Annotated in this window: 18 protein-coding genes and 1 pseudogene; 12 read left to right on the top strand and 7 right to left on the bottom strand. The window is 40.7% G+C overall.

Features of this window, described 5'->3' with window-relative positions; translation table 11 throughout:
* Nucleotides 1-77 precede the first annotated feature (77 nt).
* The gene (locus L5L94_RS04330; protein WP_173242850.1) at nucleotides 78-548 is read right to left on the bottom strand and encodes a cupin domain-containing protein; all 471 of its coding nucleotides are present in this window, start codon (nucleotides 546-548) and stop codon (nucleotides 78-80) included.
* Nucleotides 549-946: 398 nt separating this feature from the next.
* Between L5L94_RS04330 and L5L94_RS04325 the strand changes: the two genes are divergently transcribed.
* Nucleotides 947-1,855: a GGDEF domain-containing protein gene (locus tag L5L94_RS04325; protein WP_131523762.1), complete on the top strand. Its 909-nt coding sequence runs from the start codon at nucleotides 947-949 to the stop codon at nucleotides 1,853-1,855.
* A gap of 160 nt (nucleotides 1,856-2,015) precedes the next feature.
* Here L5L94_RS04325 and L5L94_RS04320 read toward each other — a convergent pair whose 3' ends face one another.
* Complete coding sequence (locus tag L5L94_RS04320; protein WP_263161459.1) at nucleotides 2,016-4,205, bottom strand: OsmC domain/YcaO domain-containing protein; 2,190 nt, start codon at nucleotides 4,203-4,205, stop codon at nucleotides 2,016-2,018.
* Nucleotides 4,206-4,463: 258 nt separating this feature from the next.
* A complete protein-coding gene (locus tag L5L94_RS04315; RefSeq protein WP_113939077.1) occupies nucleotides 4,464-4,694 on the bottom strand; it encodes a hypothetical protein in 231 nt (76 codons plus the stop codon).
* A 293-nt stretch (nucleotides 4,695-4,987) separates the two neighbouring features.
* Between L5L94_RS04315 and L5L94_RS04310 the strand changes: the two genes are divergently transcribed.
* Together L5L94_RS04310 and L5L94_RS04305 are read left to right on the top strand one after the other, a co-directional pair.
* Nucleotides 4,988-6,652 (top strand): methyl-accepting chemotaxis protein, encoded by a 1,665-nt coding sequence (locus L5L94_RS04310; RefSeq protein WP_212599701.1) that lies wholly within the window; start codon nucleotides 4,988-4,990, stop codon nucleotides 6,650-6,652.
* A 208-nt stretch (nucleotides 6,653-6,860) separates the two neighbouring features.
* A complete protein-coding gene (locus L5L94_RS04305; protein ID WP_198571902.1) occupies nucleotides 6,861-7,040 on the top strand; it encodes a DUF6435 family protein in 180 nt (59 codons plus the stop codon).
* Between the two features lie 31 nt (nucleotides 7,041-7,071).
* Here the strand turns inward: L5L94_RS04305 and L5L94_RS04300 are convergent, their stop codons facing one another.
* Together L5L94_RS04300 and L5L94_RS04295 are read right to left on the bottom strand one after the other, a co-directional pair.
* On the bottom strand, nucleotides 7,072-7,488 hold the full coding sequence (locus tag L5L94_RS04300) for a ribosome recycling factor family protein (protein ID WP_263161455.1): 417 nt from the start codon (nucleotides 7,486-7,488) through the stop codon (nucleotides 7,072-7,074).
* A gap of 165 nt (nucleotides 7,489-7,653) precedes the next feature.
* Nucleotides 7,654-8,541: a LysR family transcriptional regulator gene (locus L5L94_RS04295; RefSeq protein WP_263161453.1), complete on the bottom strand. Its 888-nt coding sequence runs from the start codon at nucleotides 8,539-8,541 to the stop codon at nucleotides 7,654-7,656.
* Between the two features lie 99 nt (nucleotides 8,542-8,640).
* Between L5L94_RS04295 and L5L94_RS04290 the strand changes: the two genes are divergently transcribed.
* The 3 genes from L5L94_RS04290 (at nucleotide 8,641) to L5L94_RS04280 (ending at nucleotide 10,563) form a co-directional block, all read left to right on the top strand.
* Nucleotides 8,641-9,264 carry a short chain dehydrogenase gene (locus L5L94_RS04290; protein WP_263161450.1) on the top strand — a complete coding sequence of 208 codons (624 nt, stop codon included), beginning with the start codon at nucleotides 8,641-8,643 and terminating at the stop codon, nucleotides 9,262-9,264.
* 137 nt (nucleotides 9,265-9,401) lie between these two features.
* A complete protein-coding gene (locus tag L5L94_RS04285; RefSeq protein WP_006080205.1) occupies nucleotides 9,402-9,647 on the top strand; it encodes a DUF3297 family protein in 246 nt (81 codons plus the stop codon).
* A 385-nt stretch (nucleotides 9,648-10,032) separates the two neighbouring features.
* Nucleotides 10,033-10,563 carry an SMI1/KNR4 family protein gene (locus L5L94_RS04280; RefSeq protein ID WP_263161447.1) on the top strand — a complete coding sequence of 177 codons (531 nt, stop codon included), beginning with the start codon at nucleotides 10,033-10,035 and terminating at the stop codon, nucleotides 10,561-10,563.
* Between the two features lie 158 nt (nucleotides 10,564-10,721).
* On the opposite strand, the gene L5L94_RS04275 is transcribed toward L5L94_RS04280, so the two are convergent.
* Complete coding sequence (locus L5L94_RS04275; RefSeq protein ID WP_251073360.1) at nucleotides 10,722-11,537, bottom strand: substrate-binding periplasmic protein; 816 nt, start codon at nucleotides 11,535-11,537, stop codon at nucleotides 10,722-10,724.
* Between the two features lie 328 nt (nucleotides 11,538-11,865).
* Between L5L94_RS04275 and L5L94_RS04270 the strand changes: the two genes are divergently transcribed.
* Nucleotides 11,866-12,426: a DUF2726 domain-containing protein gene (locus L5L94_RS04270; protein ID WP_263161444.1), complete on the top strand. Its 561-nt coding sequence runs from the start codon at nucleotides 11,866-11,868 to the stop codon at nucleotides 12,424-12,426.
* 473 nt (nucleotides 12,427-12,899) lie between these two features.
* Here the strand turns inward: L5L94_RS04270 and L5L94_RS04265 are convergent, their stop codons facing one another.
* Nucleotides 12,900-14,240, bottom strand: a complete 1,341-nt coding sequence (locus tag L5L94_RS04265) for an SGNH/GDSL hydrolase family protein (protein WP_263161440.1) — start codon at nucleotides 14,238-14,240, stop codon at nucleotides 12,900-12,902.
* A gap of 629 nt (nucleotides 14,241-14,869) precedes the next feature.
* Here L5L94_RS04265 and L5L94_RS04260 point away from each other — a divergent pair.
* From L5L94_RS04260 to L5L94_RS04240, 5 genes and pseudogenes are all read left to right on the top strand, one after another.
* Nucleotides 14,870-15,796, top strand: coding sequence for a nuclease-related domain-containing protein (locus L5L94_RS04260; protein ID WP_263161438.1), 927 nt, complete (start codon nucleotides 14,870-14,872; stop codon nucleotides 15,794-15,796).
* Nucleotides 15,797-16,038: 242 nt separating this feature from the next.
* Nucleotides 16,039-16,989, top strand: a complete 951-nt coding sequence (locus L5L94_RS04255) for a hypothetical protein (protein ID WP_263161436.1) — start codon at nucleotides 16,039-16,041, stop codon at nucleotides 16,987-16,989.
* Nucleotides 16,982-18,133 carry a hypothetical protein gene (locus L5L94_RS04250; protein ID WP_263161433.1) on the top strand — a complete coding sequence of 384 codons (1,152 nt, stop codon included), beginning with the start codon at nucleotides 16,982-16,984 and terminating at the stop codon, nucleotides 18,131-18,133. Before L5L94_RS04255 ends, L5L94_RS04250 begins: the two co-directional genes overlap by 8 nt.
* Nucleotides 18,134-18,368: 235 nt before the next feature.
* The gene (locus L5L94_RS04245; protein WP_263161430.1) at nucleotides 18,369-19,106 is read left to right on the top strand and encodes a hypothetical protein; all 738 of its coding nucleotides are present in this window, start codon (nucleotides 18,369-18,371) and stop codon (nucleotides 19,104-19,106) included.
* 255 nt (nucleotides 19,107-19,361) lie between these two features.
* Nucleotides 19,362-19,519 (top strand): annotated as a pseudogene (locus tag L5L94_RS04240) (IS110 family transposase); the annotation flags it as partial.

The raw sequence follows: 19,519 nt of genomic DNA, 5'->3' as shown, positions 1-19,519 counted from the left end.
TTGCCGAATGAGGCAATGTCAACCAAGTTACCATTTAACAAATCAACTAGCTAAATTTAACTGACTTTGGCGCTTCCCTAACGGCTCAGACGTTGGATGATGTCACTATGCTGTGGATATTGGGCTAACAAAGTTTGTTGGCTAAACAGCTCAAAATCATCAAAGGTAAAACCGGGCGATACCATACAGCCCACTAATGAAAAACCATCTTGATTCATGGCTGAACCAAAGATACAGCCCTTAGGGACTAAAAACTGTGGCCGCTCGCCCGCAGCTAAATTAAGCCCTAATTGCGCCGTCGTTAGCACCCCATCAGGATCAATCATGTAAATCGTCAGTGATTGCCCCGCATGGAAATACCACATTTCATCAGCTGTCAGACGATGGAAATGGGAAACCTCTCCCGTACGCAGCAAAAAATAGATACTGCTCCATAATGCCCGAGTCTGATCAAATGCCGTTTCTGAACGATAGGATGAGCGGTAATAACCGCCTTCAACATGCTGCTCTAGCGCTAAATGTTCAATAAAATCATCTGCAGTATGCATTATAAATCCCTGTGTAAAATTAAAACCACAATTAAGGCCCTAGATTCTACTCGAAAATCATCTGTCCACTAAGCACTGCAATGAAGCTTTTTGAACATAAGCACAAACGCTAAAATTCAAGACATCACGACTGACTCGATACGATCGCAGGGCTTAGGTTTTAAGCCTCAACAGGGATACAACTCTGCGCCATCGAACGCTCTGATGCCTTGGTAAAATCGCGACGACAAATAAATTGTACGGCATATTGTTATGGTTTGTTGTTACCCACAAAAGCGGCTAAATTGTAATGAGTTCGCAGGATGCATTCGCGGCTAAAGCGCCAAAGAGTAGTTTATCTATGATAACTTGGACACGCGGACTTAAGGTTGGGTGATTTTCCACAGGGATTTTAATCGATGATCAAAATAGAAGAAATGGCTTTAGTCCTTGATGCACTTCCTGATCCTACTTTTGTTCTGTCAAAAAGTGGTAAATACATTGCCGTCTTCGGTGGTAAAGATGACCGTTATTACCACGATGGTAGTGGCCTAATCGGCTTGTATCTTAGCGATGTGTTAAAGGCTGACAAACTCAATTACTTCTTACAGGTTATCGAAAGTGCATTAACCAGCCGAAAATTACTGATCGAAGAATATGAATTGAGCAATAAAGATGTCAAAGGCTTACCCGATATAGGCCCTGAACAACCCATTTGGTTTGAGGGACGCATTCAAGCACTAGACTTTCTGGTTGATGATGAGCCTGTGGTGCTTTGGGTCGCCAGTAATATTTCCAAGCGGCATGAACTTGAACTGCAACTACGTCAACTAAGCGATACCGATCAGCTGACAGGGCTGTATAACCGTCGCCGCTTAGAACGTGATTTAACCTTTCAATTCGATATATTTCAGCGCCACCGTATTCCCACCTCAATCTTGATCCTCGATTTAGACCATTTAAAGTCCATCAATGATCAGTTGGGTCACTATGCTGGCGATCAAATCATCATCGCAGTTGCCGAAACCTGCCGAACTCAATTTAGAAAAACCGATAGCGCGTATCGTTTTGGTGGCGATGAATTTGTGATTGCCCTACCTGGGGTTGAGCATTCGCAAGCGGTTGAATTTGCAGAATACCTCTGCGATTGCTTTTACACTGAACTGCAAAAATATGCGGTCAATGGCTTGTTTGCCACCGTAAGCATTGGAGTCGCTTCTATCGAACCATTGGATAAGTCCTATGAAGAAACGCTTAAGCGGGCCGATGCGGCCTTGTATCAAGCTAAACGTAACGGTAAAAATCGAGTTATATCAAATACAGCCTAAGCGGGCTGAACATTTCAAACCACACATAGCAATAACAAACGCCCTTAATAAATGATAGCCACAAGTGCTCATAAGAAGCGCGAATCAAAAGAGCAACAAACAAAAAAGCGAACCAAAAGGTTCGCTTTTAAACACATGAAGCTAATGCCAAATAACAGAATTAATTCAGGTCTTTCGCAGCTTTACGGGCTTGATGCAACTTCTTATAGCTTTCAATCAATCTTAAATGCGGCTCAATGCCTTCGAGCTGCATGCTGGTCTTAGTTAAACCATAAAAACGCACTTTTCCTGTGACTGAGCCAACGACGTTGTCCATCACTTCTTTACCGAACATACGGTTGAAGTTATGGATAAAATCATCAAGTTCTAACTCTTCATCTAAGGTCACTTCCAGCACAGCATTCATGGCTTGGTAGAACAGGCCACGTTTAACGGTATTGTCGTTAAACTGTAGGAACTCACCGACCAGCTCAATCGCGTCTTCGTGTGCACCGAGTGCCAAATAAATCAGGATCTTAAGCTCAATAATCGTCAGTTTTCCCCACACGGTATTTTCATCAAATACAATGCCGATTAAGGTGCGAATATCCGTGTAGTTATCGAGTTGGCTTTCTTCTAAACGGTTGACCAAATTAGCCAATTGCTTAGTGCTTAACGAATGCAGATTTAAGATATCTTCACGGTACGCCAGCGCTTTGTTGGTGTTATCCCAAATCAAGTCATCAACTGGATAAATTTCAGAGTAATCAGGTACTAATATACGACACGCCGATGCGCCTAAATCGGTAAACTCGGCGATATACACCTCTTTACCTAACGCTTCTAAGATCCCAAACAGGCCGTCGGCTTCTTCTTCGCTGGTGCCAGAAAAATCCCATTCGCAGAATTCATAATCAAATTTACTGCTGAAGAAGCGCCATGAAATCACTCCTGTTGAATCAATAAAGTGCTCAACAAAGTTTTCTGGCTCGCTGACCGCCATGCTGTTAAAGGTCGGTTTTGGCACATCGTTTAAGCCTTCAAAGCTACGGCCTTGCAGCAATTCAGTTAAGCTACGCTCTAACGCCACTTCAAAGCTTGGGTGCGCGCCAAAGGAGGCAAATACACCGCCAGTTTTCGGGTTCATCAGGGTGACGCACATCACTGGGAACTGGCCGCCGAGTGAGGCATCTTTAACCACAACCGGGAAACCTTGCTCCTCTAAACCGTTAATGCCCGCGAGGATGCTTGGGTACTTTTCTAGTACAGACATAGGCACATCGGGCAGGACAATTTCTTGCTCAATGATTTGACGTTTTACAGCGCGCTCAAAAATCTCTGACAAGCACTGCACATGGGCTTCTTGCAGGTTATTACCCGCACTCATACCATTGCTTAAGAACAGGTTTTCAATCAGGTTCGATGGGAAGTAAACCGTTTCACCGTCAGATTTACGGGTGTAAGGAATCGCACAAATGCCGCGCTTAACATTACCCGAATTAGTATCAATCAAGTGCGAGCCGCACAGCTCGTCATCTGGGTTATAAATCTCTAAGCAATAGTCATCGAGAATACCCGCTGGCAGCGCATCGTCTTCTTCTAACGCAAACCACTTTTCATTGGGATAATGCACAAATTCGCTATTGGCGATTTCAGTCCCAAAGAATTGATCATTATAGAAAAAGTTGTTATTCAAACGCTCAATAAACTCGCCGAGTGCCGAGCACAGCGCGCTTTCTTTGGTCGCGCCTTTACCATTGGTGAAACACATTGGCGAAGCGGCGTCACGAATGTGCAGTGACCACACGTTCGGCACGATATTGCGCCATGATGAGATCTCTATCTTCATTCCAAGATCGGCGAGCATGCCCGTCATATTGGCAATGGTTTGCTCCAGCGGCAGATCTTTACCCAGAATAAAGGTGCTCGATGCGCCATTAGGCTGACCCATTAACATGGCATTGGCGTCTGAATCTAGGTTCTCAACGGTTTCAATTTTAAATTCTGGACCCGTTTGCACCACTTTTTTAACGGTACAACGGTCAATCGAGCGCAAAATACCTTCGCGATCTTTCTCCGAAATATCTTCGGGTAACTCAACTTGAATTTGGAAAATCTGGTTGTAGCGATCTTCTGGATCGACAATATTGTTCTGCGACAGTCTAATGTTATCCGTTGGAATATCACGGGCTTTGCAATATACCTTCACGAAATAGGCCGCACACAGGGCTGACGACGCTAAGAAATAGTCAAACGGACTAGGGGCAGAACCATCACCTTTGTAGCGGATTGGCTGATCGGCGGTCACGGTAAAATCATCAAACTTGGCTTCAAGTCTAAGATTGTCGAGAAAATTAACTTTGATTTCCATTGAATATGATTTCCACTAAATATGCGAGTCTGTAGCAGCCCATCGACCAAGTCGCGTCATTGGTAATGAGTCATTAAGGGTGAATTATCGGTGTTTTTGGCCCATTAGTCTTGGGTTAATTATGTTAAAAACCATAATCAGGGCATTTACGGCTGAGCTTGACGGTTTGAATAGCAGGGTTAAGCGAGTACTTAGATTGAGTCTCAAGAAGGCGAGGAAACCAATGAGTCGCAGAGTAACACTCTGTGCAAAAACACATTATGGATGTTTTTCAGTTTCTCGCTTAACCAACAGAAAGGTTAAATACATCTTAGTCGGTAATGACAAGGCCATGCCAAAGGCGACACACATAGCGCTGATAATAATCCCTTGCACGCCCATCGCCTCAACAGTTTCATTAAAGTTATGTAAGTAGATGCCCAACGCAATAAGACAAATGCCTACAGTAATGCAGATTTTCAGCGTTAGGATCAACTTTTCATTCGTCACAACCCTGCCCTTACTGTTCGCCACTATCTCCACCAGCACATCAGCCTGCACCAACTCTAGCTAATTTTGCATCAATTTAAGCTAATATAGTGAACTCATTGGGCCCGTATAGTGTTGATAAAGATCAAAAGAAAGGCCTAGATTCACAGCATAGTTAACGACTTTGGAATAAATCAACAGCGCGCATTTTATCGATTTCCATTACATTTTTGTTAACTTAAACACTTAAGAATGCGGGAAATTAGCTATACTGCCCTGCAATAAAAGAGATGTTCATCATGGAGTCGTCAAGCATGTCTAATTTCAGCCTACGTAATAAATTACTGCTGTTGTCGTTATTCCCTTTAATTTTTACTTTGTTCGTACTCATGACAGTTTCTTACTATGTCGAAAAAGACGCCCTTGCAGATGAGGTGACGACCTTTAGAACTAAGCTCATCGGTGAACGTAAAACACAAATAAAAGAAGCCACCGAAATTGCCGCAGGAATAGTGCAGTATCAATTGTCTTTAAAAGAAAATGGCAATGTAAACCAAGCGCTACGTGATATCCGTTTTGGCAGTTCTGGTTACTTCTTTATTTACGACTCCCAAGGTAAAAACCTGTTCCATGCCGTCATGCCCAACCTCGAAGGGCAAAATAAAATTGATATGACAGATCCCCGCGGCACTAAAATCATTGTCGGTTTACTCGATGCCGCTAAAAAAGGGGACGGTAACTTCTCGTTCTACTTTCAAAAACCCAATACCAATGAGCAAATTGAAAAAATCGGTTACTCCATGATGATCCCTGGCACAGACTGGATGCTAGGCACGGGAGTCTATATCGATGATATCGACACTGTCGTTGAGGATTATCGTGCGACGGTCACTGAGCAGATGATCGAAAAATCCTATGCCATTCTGTTAATTGCGCTGTTACTCGCCGCGATTACTGTCGCTGTTATTCTGATCACTGCCCAACGTATGGTCGCGCCCATTAAAAATATGGCGAATAACTTAAACGATATCGCTAAAGGCGAAGGCGATTTAACCAAACGTCTTATTGTTAAAGGTGAAGATGAAATTGCACAACTAGGTCAATCCTTTAACCTGTTTGTCGATAAACTCCAAACCATCATAGGCGATGTGGCAAACGCGACGGCTAAAGTTAAAACCGCCGCCAACGCGATTCACGATCAAACCAAAGTCATGTCGAGCCAACTCATCAGCCATAACAATGAAACTGATCAAGTGGTTACCGCCATCACTGAAATGTCAGCCACCGCCAGCGAAGTAGCGCAAAATACTACGCAAGTGGCTGAAGCGACTCACGCTGCCACTGGCGATGTAGCCAATGCTCAGCGCTGCGTCGATGCTTCTTTAGAAGAAATTTCGGCTCTCATGGCGCAAATCAACAATGCGGCGGGCAGTATTCAATCTTTGAGCGAACAGTCTAAAAAAATCAACAACGTGCTGTCAGTGATTGGCGGTATTGCTGAGCAAACTAACCTATTGGCATTAAATGCCGCCATCGAAGCGGCCCGCGCCGGAGAACAGGGCCGAGGCTTTGCCGTGGTGGCCGATGAAGTGCGTAACTTAGCGAGCCGAACGCAATCAAGCACTTTAGAAATCAATGAGATGCTAACTGAACTGCACAAGCTTGTCGCACTGGCAGTAAAAACGATGGAAGAAAGTCAGCAAAGCTGCGTGCGCTCGGTAGACTCTTCCCGTGCAATTTCTGAAAGCCTTGGTTCAGTGACATCGGCGGTCACGGCAATTAACGACATGAGCACCCAAATTGCGACGGCGGCCACGGAACAAAGCTCTGTAACCGAAGAAATCAACCGTAATGTGTTCGCCATCCAAGAGATAGTGAATGAGTTACTCCATTCCAGCGAAGATGCTGCCAGAGTCAGCCAAACCGTGTCACAGGAAGGCATTAACCTAGGTAAGCTCGTCGGTCAGTTTAAGATTTAAAAATATTTTCAATGGGTTGTAAGCTAAATAAGACATCGCAACCCATTGGTTTGCTGCAAATGTAAGATAAGGTCTCAGCCTTGCTGAGACCGATGGCAGTGGAATTGAAGGATTGTGAGATCGTGGGATTTTTTAATTTCAAAAAGTAAAACTTAAATCCCATTGCCTACGTATATAAGTCCAAATACCCAATCCAATAGAAATGGCCATGTTCTCAATATTTAAGAAAAATCCCTTAAAAAAATTAACTCAGCAATATAACGCCAAGCTTGAACAAGCTATGCATGCCCAGAGAAAAGGCGATATTAGATCCTACTCAATGCTGACCGCTGAAGCCGAGCAAATTGAAAATCAAATAAAAGTGTTAGAAACAACAAACCATAAATAAACCTTCAAAGCAAAAACACTCAGCAGACAAACTACCAAGAGTCAGCTTGAAAACGTGCCAATCTGGCCTCTGTGACTGTGCATTGAGTCAATTGCATCAACTCACCTAAGGTAATCGCAGGATTGTCTGTGATAAGCCGAATCAGCTTAGCGTCTAAGGGCTCTAGCTTATCCACATGTTGCAGCAAGGCTGACTCCAACTTTTTGATAAGATAACCAAACTGGTCATCTTTGGCCGTTAACTGCTGTGCCTGTAACTGCTCGGCTTGTAAACGAGCGGTGCAGGATTGGATCTTGATCGCCGCGCCAACAATGCACCAATTTCTCGAACGCCGCACACGCTTAAGATCGCAATCATATTGGGCTGCAATCGCTTGAGCTTGTTTAACCGCCTCCCGCCCAATTCGATGAATCAGCGAGGGCAGCGAGATACTAATGTCATCGTTCATAACGCTTGGTTCATCGCCGCTCTTTTATGCCTGCATGGGTAAAAGCCTGCTCGACTTTAGATTCAAATACAAAAATTCAATGCGCGGCAGTGTACTCTGCCTCACTTTATTCTAAAAGCTCCACCCTCTGCCGGATAAGATTTGATGCGATGACGCTTTTACTCATTAACCCACATATTTTGAGTGAGTTTCGCACCAAGTTTGTAGCTTATGTTGTAAATCGCGCAGCTTCTTTGGGTAATGGCTCTGCTTGGCATAAACCATATACAACTCATGTGGATAGCATTGCCATTGGGGAACGAGCAAAGTGAGTTTGTGCTGAGCGATATCCTCCTCTACCAAATAATAAGGCAGGCTAGCGATACCTGTACCACTCAAAGTAAGAAGATGTGTAGTGGCATAGTTTGAACTGCACAGTGCAGGCTCAAAAGTGAGCGTGAGACTGCCCCCCGCGAGCGGTTCAAACACCCACTGTGTTTCGCCCGAAGACAATAGACGATAATGGCGTAAATCATCAGGGTGACGAACTTCTGCGGCTGCGGGATGTGCAGGTGAAACCACTAAGACATGGCGAATTCTGCCAAGATATCTGGCGACCAGATTATCGCTGTGCGCAATGCTTGTTCTTAAGGCGAGATCAAACTTGCCGAACTCAACATCTTGAATATTCTGCTCAAAACACAGTTCGAGTTTCACTTGAGGATACTCAGCAATAAACTGAAGCAGCATAGGACTCAGCAATTTTTTGCCCAGTTCCGTTGGAGCGGTGAATTTTAAAGTGCCACAGGAGTCCTGCGTTAAATCCTGCACTAAACGCCCGGCTTCATTGGCCAGCCTCTCGATTTCGCAGGCTTTACCATATAACGCATGCCCTGCTTCGGTCATTGATACTCGCCGAGTGGTTCGGTGGAGTAATTGACAACCCATTTCATCTTCAAGGGATTTAACATGGCGCGATACTAAGCCTTTAGAAGCGCCGAGTTGTTCAGACGCAGCGCTAAAACTGTGCATTTTGGCAACCAGCATAAATGACTGCAGATGGGTGAGATTCATCAATTAAATCCATTAACGAAACAATGTGGTGATTATATGCGCTTTTTCTATTTAATTAACCAGACTATCCTCAATTCGTACTCAATTTAGGAGCATGTCATGAAAATAGTCGTAGTGGGTGCATCAGGCACAATCGGACAAGCCATAGTCCGCTTATTTCATTCAACTCAGCATGAAGTGATTCAGGTAGGGCGAACAACGGGGGATATCCTGATAGACATTCGGGATGAACATTCACTCCATCAAGGACTAGAAAAAATCGGTAAAGTCGATGCAATGATTTCGGCCATGGGTGATGTCGTGTTTAAACCCTTCAACGTTATGACCCAAGCAGACTGGTATACAGGGTTCCAAAGTAAGTTATTGGGGCAGATACAGTTAGTGCAAATAGGTAGCCAATACCTCAACACTGGGGGCAGTTTTACACTGACCAGTGGCATTATTGCCGATGTCCCAGTAAAAGATGGCATCAGTGCCGCCACAATCAATGGCGCACTTGAGCATTTTGTTACCGCCGTCGCGGGAGAATTACCTGCACAGCAGCGAATAAACATTGTCAGCCCAACGGTATTAAGCGAATCATTAGCGAGCTATCAGGACTATTTTCCCGGTTTTAGTGCAATCAATGCCGACATATTAGCCAAGGTTTATTTGCGCTCAGTCATGGGCAGAGAAAACGGCCGAGTGCTGAAAGCCTTTTCCAGCTGCGGCACAGTGTCCTAACAGCAGTGTCCTAACAGGACAACCGAACCTTGTAACGCAAGGCGCGTAATCAGTCACAGTTAAAGTCTTGAGCGTTGCGCTGGGATTGCCTACAATAGCGCACGCTTTTTCACTATAGACAACGACAGATCACGACCATGACCGACACAACATCATTACCTGCTTTACCGGATCGCCTTTCCGTTAACCCACGCAGCCCACACCATGTGGCAGAAATTTTCGAGCACGATATCGGTATTAAGCTCAACGGCAAAGAGCGTTTTGATGTCGAAGAATATTGCATCAGTGAAGGTTGGGTAAAAGTGCCAAGCAAATCCTTAGACCGTCGCGGCCAACCTCTTTTGCTCACAGTAAAAGGCACAGTTGAAGCCTTTTATCGTTAAGCTTTAGCGCAAAGAGCAGGATCATAACAACGGCCAATCTAATTGGCCGTTTTTGTTTGCTCAGCAGCAAATGATACTAATTCAATACTACTTGCTGAAACGGCACCAGTGCAGTGAACGACTATTCGGAACAGCTATCTAGTCGGTTTTTGGCGAAATGGATTAAATCAAATAGCATTATGCATGCCTACTTATTTGAATATCATTAAGTTTATTTGGGGATTCACGAGAGAAAGCGTTAGAGAGAGGAGAAATAGTTGATGTCTCGGTAACTCCAATATATAAAGGTCCTTCCAGAATACCGGCAGGTATAACAGTGAATGCTCAAGGTAGTGGTGGTTTCTTTGAAAACATTACTCTTCTTAATCCTCGTGGAATGTAGATCATGACCCTATCGGTATTAAATAGCATTTTAGTTCCCCCTAACATCCCTAATGAATCTGGGATTGGTAACGTTTGGCCTTCTATAGATGAAGGTCTTAGTTTTCCCAGTGATTACATTGCGTTTATTAATCGTTATGGCACAGGAAGAATTGCCGATTTTATAGCGATATTCAATCCATTTACTACGAATTGTGACCTTGATTTTTTTGAGCAGAAGAAATCAATCATTGAGGATTTCAATTACCTTAATAATGAAGACCCAGAGTATTTTAAATATAACCTCTATCCAGACATTAATGGCCTTTTACCAATAGGCGTAACGGATAATGGTGATTGCATATTTTGGGTTGTTTCCGATCTGAAAGACAGTGAGACATGGGGCACTGCAATAATCGCATCTAGATCGCCAGATGTAGAATATTTTGATGAAAATATAACCTCTCTATTGACTGGTTTATTGTTAAGAAAAATAAGATCAGGATCATTACCTAATAGTTTCCCTCCTAAAAATGTTACCTTTGAAAAAATTTAAACAAAAAATAAATGGTCATCCGCAATAAATCATGGACCGCCACGGCCAACCACTGCTACTCACAGTAAAAGGCACAGTTGAAGCCTTTTATCGTTAAACTTTAGCGCAAAGAGCGGGATCATAACAACGGCCAATTAATATTGGCCGTTTTTGTTTGCCTATTCTACTTCTGCGGCTAAACCATAGGCCTGGTAAATCTGTTTTACACGGCCCGATGCAGCCATATCAAGCAGCGCCCGATTAAGTTCATCGAAAATAGCAGCATGGGTAGAGTTACGGGACATACCAAAATAATGTTCGATCCGATTCGACTGACGGTAATCGGCATAGCTAAAACGATCGTAACCGAGCTGCTTGAAGGCATTCTCAATGGCGGCACGATCGAGCACTACCATAGTGTCAAAACGCCCCATGATAAACATGCGAGCCATGTTTTCATCATCGGTAGACTCAATTTTACGTAGCGCGGGATCCGTATTAAAACGCTCAAAATAAACTGTGCCCCGTTTAACCCCTACAGTAAGCTGATACAAATCCTCATAGGACTTAATCCGTCCTTCCTCGCCGGCTTTTACAAGAAACAAAATATCGCGAGTCTGAGTGCCGATAGGACCAAGAAACCGTACAAATGCCTCTCGCTCTTCGTCTCGTATCGTGCGCGGCACAATGTCGACCGTTCCTACCCGCAACTCATGAATGCTGCGAGCAAAAGGACGCGCGCTCCATTCGACGCGATAACCGACCTTAGCCGCCGCTTCCTCAAGAATATCCTTTAACGGACTCGTCATAGTATTAGTTCGCTCATCAAGCACCATCTCAGGAGGACGATGCCGAAAATCGGCACGCAACACGTTAGAAAAAGTAGCCGATTGCACCTCAGCGGCGACAATGATGCCCGCAAAAAAACCACAACCAAGTACACACAAAATTGCGTAAACAGAAGGCAACGAAACAAGGATACTTTTAAAATACATAGAGATACCCGCAAATTTATATGTTGCATTTAGCATAACTCAAAAAATCGAAAACTAAAGTGCATAAAACATTAAAATAAATGGCCATCCATAATGAATCCTTAGACCGTCGCGGCCAACCTCTTTTACTCGCAGTAAAAGGTACAGTTGAAACGTTTTATCGTTAAGATGTATGCGTACTGATAATATCGGTACGACTGTTGATGTAGTGGCTAACAAGATGTGATCACTACACTCAGAGACTCATTATTTTTGGCATAAAAGTACTAGCAGCTAACGGATATGTACTTAGCAAGTTACAATGACAATACTAAACAAGGATGTAATGATGAATTCGAATCAATTAATACTTATCGGGCTGGGTTTGGCGATTATCATTTTCGTGCCGCTACTCTTACGCATTTTCACTAATCTGCTTATCCCATCTTCAGATAATAACTATCGCTACCGTAAACAAGACGCCCTATTTTCCAGTGCTGAACGCTCCTTTCTCGGGATATTAGATCAAGCTGTAGGCGAACAATTCCGAGTTTTGGGCAAAGTACGTATCGCCGACGTTATCACCCCAGAAAAAGGCATGAACCGCAAACACTGGCAAATTGCCTTTAATAGAATTTCAGCCAAGCACTTCGATTACTTACTCTGCGACAAAAATACACTTGAAGTTATCGCCGCCATCGAACTCGACGATAAAAGCCATAAGCAAACACGTAATCAGCAACGCGACCTCCTCATCGAGCAAGCCTGCGAAAGCGCCAAACTGCCATTAATCCGCTTCAATGCCAAACGCAGCTATCAGCTAGAGCTTATTCGCAGCACTATACATGCAGCCTTACCAGCAAAAACTCACGCAGCTGAAGAGTCGCCAATCATACTGACCGCGGACTAAACATAAACTAAATCCATGAACACTACACATCCTGAGTTTGAGGATGTTAAGCTTGACTCGATTTTTTACCCTTATGCTGCTTTTTGAATTCATGTACATCATGTAAGCGGGCAGCGCTTACTCGTCTAACAGCGCTTGAGATTTAAAGCGGCCTTCCCCAAACGCACCTTTAATACTTGTCTTAACGATTGGCCTTGTGAGCAATTCCTTCAATAAAACAAAGCATAAGCTAGCTAATACTACTTAGCAGCTCATTCTACTCGGCGAGCAACACGTCAAGTAACATGATTTCACCACAGTTCAAAGTATCAGCATTATTCGGGCAATTTAAAAGCGGTGCTAAAAAATGCAAAAAGATGTTGCTTTACTGGCTTAAATTATAACTGACTCAATTTACTCATGGAGGTAAAGCAGCTTTGACTGGCTTACCTCCATATTATTGATTATTTAGAGATATATTTAACCAAAATATCTTACTCGCCGACTATTCGCCTGTTAATGACGATTAAAAAAACTGTTTCAATAATCTTATCCGCAAAAACTTTATGCACGGCAGTCGTTGGATGAGTGATCCCCCAAAACAGATACTTATCAGAGCCATAGTAGGCACAATCTTTTGTTAAGCTGTGTGACAACAAATAATCCTTACTACTATCTCTATTGATATCTAAGCAAGCATCTGTGACATTAACAAAACCATACTCTTTAGGATTTTGAATAATTTCATCGAAGATAGAATGAGCATCAAACAACACTAGATCTATACCTTTTGCTTGATACAACAGAGCCTGCTGTTTAATAAAACCATTGAACTCTTCAATTTTTGATTTTATTTTTACAATGTTTTCTTGAGTAGAATACTTGAACTGTGGTGCGCGCGTAGCATCGGGCAACGTGAATAAAATAATATGCAGAGCTCCGCCTTCATCAACTAAACGTTTTAACCCATCACTTAAATTCTGACTCACATCTTTAACCTCACGATCATAATTCATAAAATCATTAAGTCCAATTTCAAGTGTAAATAACGTATTTGCAGGCTGGTAATTTTCAGCCTTTTTTAAATAATGAAAATAGGATTGTATTTGATGACCTAAACCGGGAATAATCTTATATTCATCAATACCTGCTGCCCCGCCAACAGACCAATTATACAGAGGAATATTCTGCGATTTAGCTAAATATTCCGGCCATACAAATCCATTAGAAAAATGACCTAAAAACCAAGAGTTAGGATTTGGAAATCGCCACTCAGAACCATTAAATAGATTTCCCGTATCAGACAAACTATCCCCAAATGCGATAATTTTGTTAATTTTATTCCCTTGATCCGCCTTATCTTGCGTCCAGATAGTCTGATTAAATGACAATTTTTCATTAGCAGCAAAGAAGGTAATGTCTGCGACTTCGTTGCTTGAAACGCCTAATGTATCGACACACCGTTGCATGATTTCATCTTGTGACGTCTCTGTATAAAACATATTTTTACCCGAAAGCTTATGTCTCCAAGCGCCTTGAATAGAATAATATTCATCACTGTCCTTTTGCTTTGCCCATCTATGTTCAGTTGCAGGATTATTATGCGTTTGATCTAATCTATACCAACAACGAATATAAGTATGACTGTGACCAGCTTCCAAATGGTTATCTGGACCATCTGTCTCATCTATATCATCTATCTCATCGATATCCGCAGATCTAAGCGTTTCCAATATGCTAGTTTGGCTCTCCATATCATCCTTAAACGTTTCATTAGCAGCCCAAGCAGCTGAAAAAGGTAGGGTTAATGAAAAAAATAATAAAGCCTTATTCATACATTTCCTTAACAAAAATAAAATCAACACATATAAATTGGCCATAAAGTTAAAATTGAGAAACCTAGTCATTCAACAGACTAATAAGTTTTTTCACAGCCAATATCAGAATAAATATTAAGTATGGGAGAATAATGATAAAAAACTCAAAAAAATATTATAATTAGTATGTTGACACTTAAAACTGGTCCGATGAGGCAGTATAAAATATCCTTACTACGGGTAGTTATTTACATGAAGTGTTTAATCTTGTTTAACACTTGTGTAAATCTGCAAGTTTAGTAAGTAAAAATATCAGAATCTAAAAACGCGACGCGACAAATGATGCCTATCAGATCTTTTCCCCAGAGTAACTTGTATACAAGTTGTTATTTAAAATACGTTTTTGTGATAAAGCGCATTGATTAAACCGTATAGAGCGGGTTAAAGTGTGACCACTCAGGAAAATGCAGGGCAAACTCGAACTCAATCATCGAGCACGCCATTTAGGGAAGAAGAAGCAAATCAGCAATGTGCGCCCAAACTCTAAGCAGACAAGTCTGCCACCACTTTCCAAAATAATAAGTACATTTTATTAGCGGGTTATGTCATCGGGTTAACTATTGACTCGCATTACTTCAGGGACGTAAATGACCGATTTCAGCAGCATTCTTTTATCCTACGGGATACTTCTGTCTGGCCTTCTTGTCACAGTGGGTGTGATGTATGTGCTGCTCAAACATCGCGATACAACCGTCAAGCTGCCCGTTGATCGTGAGCAACTGACCCGTATCCCCGCCTATGGCTTACAAGAGCAAATCCATGATCTGCAATTAGATTTAATCGGCTGCATGATGATGGGACTATTGATTGTTTGCCTTCCATTTGCCGCCAGCAGCATCCAAGCGCATATCACAGTCGGAAAATTCCCTTGGTTGTTCGCCTTAACAGGTTTAATAGGAGTAATTTACTTCGGCATTAAAACCTGGAAACTCTTTTCCAAGCTCATCAAATTACGCCTCGGCCATACAGCAGAAATTGCCACAGCCAATGAGCTCATAGGCTTACAAGCATTGGGTTATCAAGTGTTTCACGATGTCCAAGCCGACGGCTTTAATATCGACCATCTTGTCGTAGGCAAAAATGGCGTATTTGCCATTGAAACCAAAGGCCGCCATAAACGGAACAAAGACCTACTCCAAACCAATGGAACTGGCCCAGGCTCTGGTAAAAAAGGCTATCAAGTATTTTACAAAGACGGGCGCTTAAACTTCCCCTCGTGGACAGAAACCAAGCCAATCGAACAAGCCGAACGTCAGGCCAAGTGGGTCAGTCAATGGTTAACCAAAGCCACAGGCTCCCCCGTCGCCGCCACCCCAGCCCTAGTATTCCCCGGCTGGTACGTCACAAGCCAATCAAAACCACCGTTCCCGATCCTCAACCACAAACAATTAGTCGGCACCATCCCAACACTCAGAACCCAAGCACTTACCCAGCAACAAGTAGAACAGATTATTTATCAAGTAGCACAAAGATGCATGAGTAAAAGTGAAGCGGGAAATGATGATAATGAATAAAGGTTACTCTAACACTATTTATTTATCTCTCACTAATCCAAAGTCATATTTTTATGAGTCATTATGAACACAATTTTATTGAAAAATATTGATAATACTGTATGGAGAAGGTTAAAGTACGACTACTAAGTTAATATAGAATTAAATTATCGAGCGCCATTTAATGAAGAATAGAATTCTTCTATACATAACATGAGCTCATATAAACTTCATTTTACCTATCTAATATTTAAGGTGCACACATGGGTGAAGAGTCAAAAAGTATTGGTGAGCAAGGCGAGTTGATAGTTCGCAATTTTTTAGAATTGATTGGTTGGAATACACCCCAATCGAATATTTCGATAAATTGTGTGCATTCGATAGCTCATAAATCAAAAACTGCAAAAAAAGAACGAAGTACTCACGGCATTGACTTTTTCTATACCAATAAATCTAATTTAAAAATAAACACACTAGATAACATTGTTATATCTGTAAAGTTTTCAGCATCAGAATACCCTAAATACCCATCAACAAAGTTCAAAGAATACATTTCAGACTTATCTCAAACTTTAGAATGCTTTATTCGCTCAGATTTAAGAACAGAGTCTATAATGGGTTTTAACGAACAAAGAAACATTAAAAAAGCAGATGACTTGGGAGTGTTATTCTGGATAAATAACTGCAATAAGTCCCTACAAAATATCACTAAAGAAGTTGCCACTATCGAGACACCAAAAGACCTTAAGTTCTCAAGAATATATTTAGTAGATAATTCCAGAATGGCATTCATTCACAAAACGATAACAAAAATGAGATCGGAATATAGTAACTATTCAATTAATTTCCACTACAATCAGAGTGATGCAAACTTTTCAGATCCTGAAATTATAAAATATGGTACGGTTATGCCTGTAGAGTATCTTACAGCTGATATTCTGCCATTTAGATTGGTTAATGATAAAGATACTATCTTTGGAATATCAATAAATGATGAATTTTCTGAGGAAAACTTAAATAGTTTACTAGCTTACGCTAGTGATATATCGCTAGACTTCACCAATCAACTCATTATTTTATTTCCAGACTATAACAAACTCAGTCACAATCTTATTTGCGAAAAAATAATTGGGCATTTTAACCGAAGAACACATAAAACAATTGTAAGAATCCTTTCATTTCAAAGTGAGTTTTGGAGTTTAGGCGATGAATAAAGTCAATTTAAAAGAAAAACTTCTCTTTGGTAACTCTTTAAGAGATCTTCTTAATGATAGTAATGTTACAGCATCCACTTTAAGAAGAATTTCTCGTAAACGAGGAATTTTCATATGTAATAATGAAAAGTCAGAGTATGTACAATCTTTAGTAAGTACAGGCATTTCCCCTTCTGAGCTAGCAGAAATAATTGATACTATAATAACGAAGGAAGAAAACCCTAAATACCAATCTCAAATTATAAAATGCACAAAAAAAGAGTTCAGCCTTATAAATATAGTACCAACTGAATTTAATCTAAATACAATAGCACAAGAAGAATTTTCTAATTACAAAATAATTGGAATACCATCATTCAAGGCAATTAACAATGGGAAAGAACATATAGAGCTAAACTTTAGCATTGAGAGATTTCAAATGACTAATAGTAGCTACAAAAACATTACAGAATTCAATGGAAAGGTAATAATTAAAAAAGAAAAAAATGGCATCGATGTAAAAACAACCACATCACATTCATCAGTTGAAACAAAACTTATTGCCAATAAAATTGTATCTTACTTCCTATCAGAACTAAAAAAATCAGGTATAGTAAATGAAAGGGAGAAGTTGATAACAATAAGATTCAATTCCTTTACCAATAAAAATAGAGTGGCATTTTTAAATGAACTAAGCCAAAGGCCTACGGGTATAGAAACTCTGTATTTTAAAGATACTAAAGATATAGGATTCAAGCCAGAACAAAACTCTTTGCTACCAAATAATATTTCGTGGATGCAAGATAATGTATCAAACATGGCACTACAAGGCAAAAAATTACATTCAACTTTATTTTTTAAAGAAAAAAAATACCACGAACATATTCAGTTATATAAAGTAGTTGCATTTTACCATTTAGACAATATGGAATATAAAGGAACATGTAACATTATCTATGACTTCAATGGATTTATATCTAAAGAAGATCCTACTGCGGAGCTTGTCTTAAGTGTTAACAATTTAAACTTAAGTGATTTTGCACCAAATGGACAACGATGTTTACCAAAGGGGAAGGTTATACAAAGTATACTTTCTGAAATAGAGTCATATAAACATGAAATATTTGAAAAGTTTAAAATCCCCTCAACTATTACACCAGACTAGGCATTGTTCTGCTTGTGATCTACTAAAACATGGATGTTTTAGTGTCACTAATACTTAAATTATAGGCATCAAGTTACAAAGTTCGCTAACAAAGAGAATGCAAAAGCCTGCAGCAGATAATTCGTAAAAATGTGGTAGAGAAAACATAAAAATCACAATAAAAATAATGAGTTTAAAAAATTTAATTCTGAGCACCTGGACGACGTATAACCAAAAAACACTGGCGAATTTATAAATGATAAAAGAAGACACAAAAAGTTTTTTAGAGTGGACATCAACACACTGGGTAATGATTTCTACAATAACCAGTTTTATATTGACTAGTATTGGAGTTATCGCAACTTCATCATTCTATGAGCAATTCGGCATAAACTATATTGAGTTAGCTGAATTATCGGATTTTGCTAGGCACACTGTTTCACAAAGATATGTTGTAGCTTTCGCGATCTTTACAGCAGCAACAATTTCTTTGATATTTTTCGTTTTAATCAAAATGGATAAAAAATATTATTCTATAAAAAAGCTAAACAGCGTTAAAAACATTCGTTTAAAATGGTGGAAAACGCTCCTTCTAGTATTTTTGCAGTTTTTATTCGCATTCACGATCTCTGTTATCTACGCATTTTTTGCAGCATTGATGATACAAGCAGACTCTGATTATAGAAATAAAACAATGTCAGCTATAATTAACGTACCTGCAGTGCAAGAGAAAGATTCATTAACATGTGTGCATTACTTAGGCAGAATTGGCTCTAATCATATTTTTCATGATCGAATGAGTAAGGTATTTGTTAAATCAGTGTCAACAGTTGGAGATATTATTTATATAGATACGCTACACAAGAACCGTCCTAAATTTAAAAATAACGGTACCGAATTCACTGATGAATATATTAAATGGCAAGAAAAAATAAAGAAAGCATGTGGTGATGATTACTTTGGCAAAGAGGTAATCCCTACGAAAAAAAGCTGATCGGAGAATGGGTGAGAAGTAAACATAATTATCCCTCAAAATTTCATAGCTAGCGATGCTCGGGAAGTGATTGGATAGGCATAACTCTTCACTCAACGAGTACACCAAATACAGCATTGTAGCACCAGTGACCTTCTAAAACATGGATGTTTTAGTAGAGCCTACAAGGATGATGGGATGGACACCTCTTGTGAAGTAGGCGTCATTTACGCCATATTGAATTTGCACGTTCAATAACAACAAAAGGTGTCCAAAATGAAAGTTACACTAATAGGAATTGATCTCGCAAAAAATATCTTCCAAGTATGTGGAGTTAATCAAGCAGGCAAGAGTGTTTTTAACCGCTCGATTAAACGTGCTCAGCTCCTGCCTTTTCTGCGTACTTACCCTGATGCCACTATTGCGATGGAAGC

Source organism: Shewanella sp. SM21 (assembly GCF_025654335.1).
GTDB lineage: Bacteria > Pseudomonadota > Gammaproteobacteria > Enterobacterales > Shewanellaceae > Shewanella > Shewanella oncorhynchi.
Note: the sequence above shows the minus strand (reverse complement) of the source record. Positions and strands in the feature narration are given on the sequence as shown.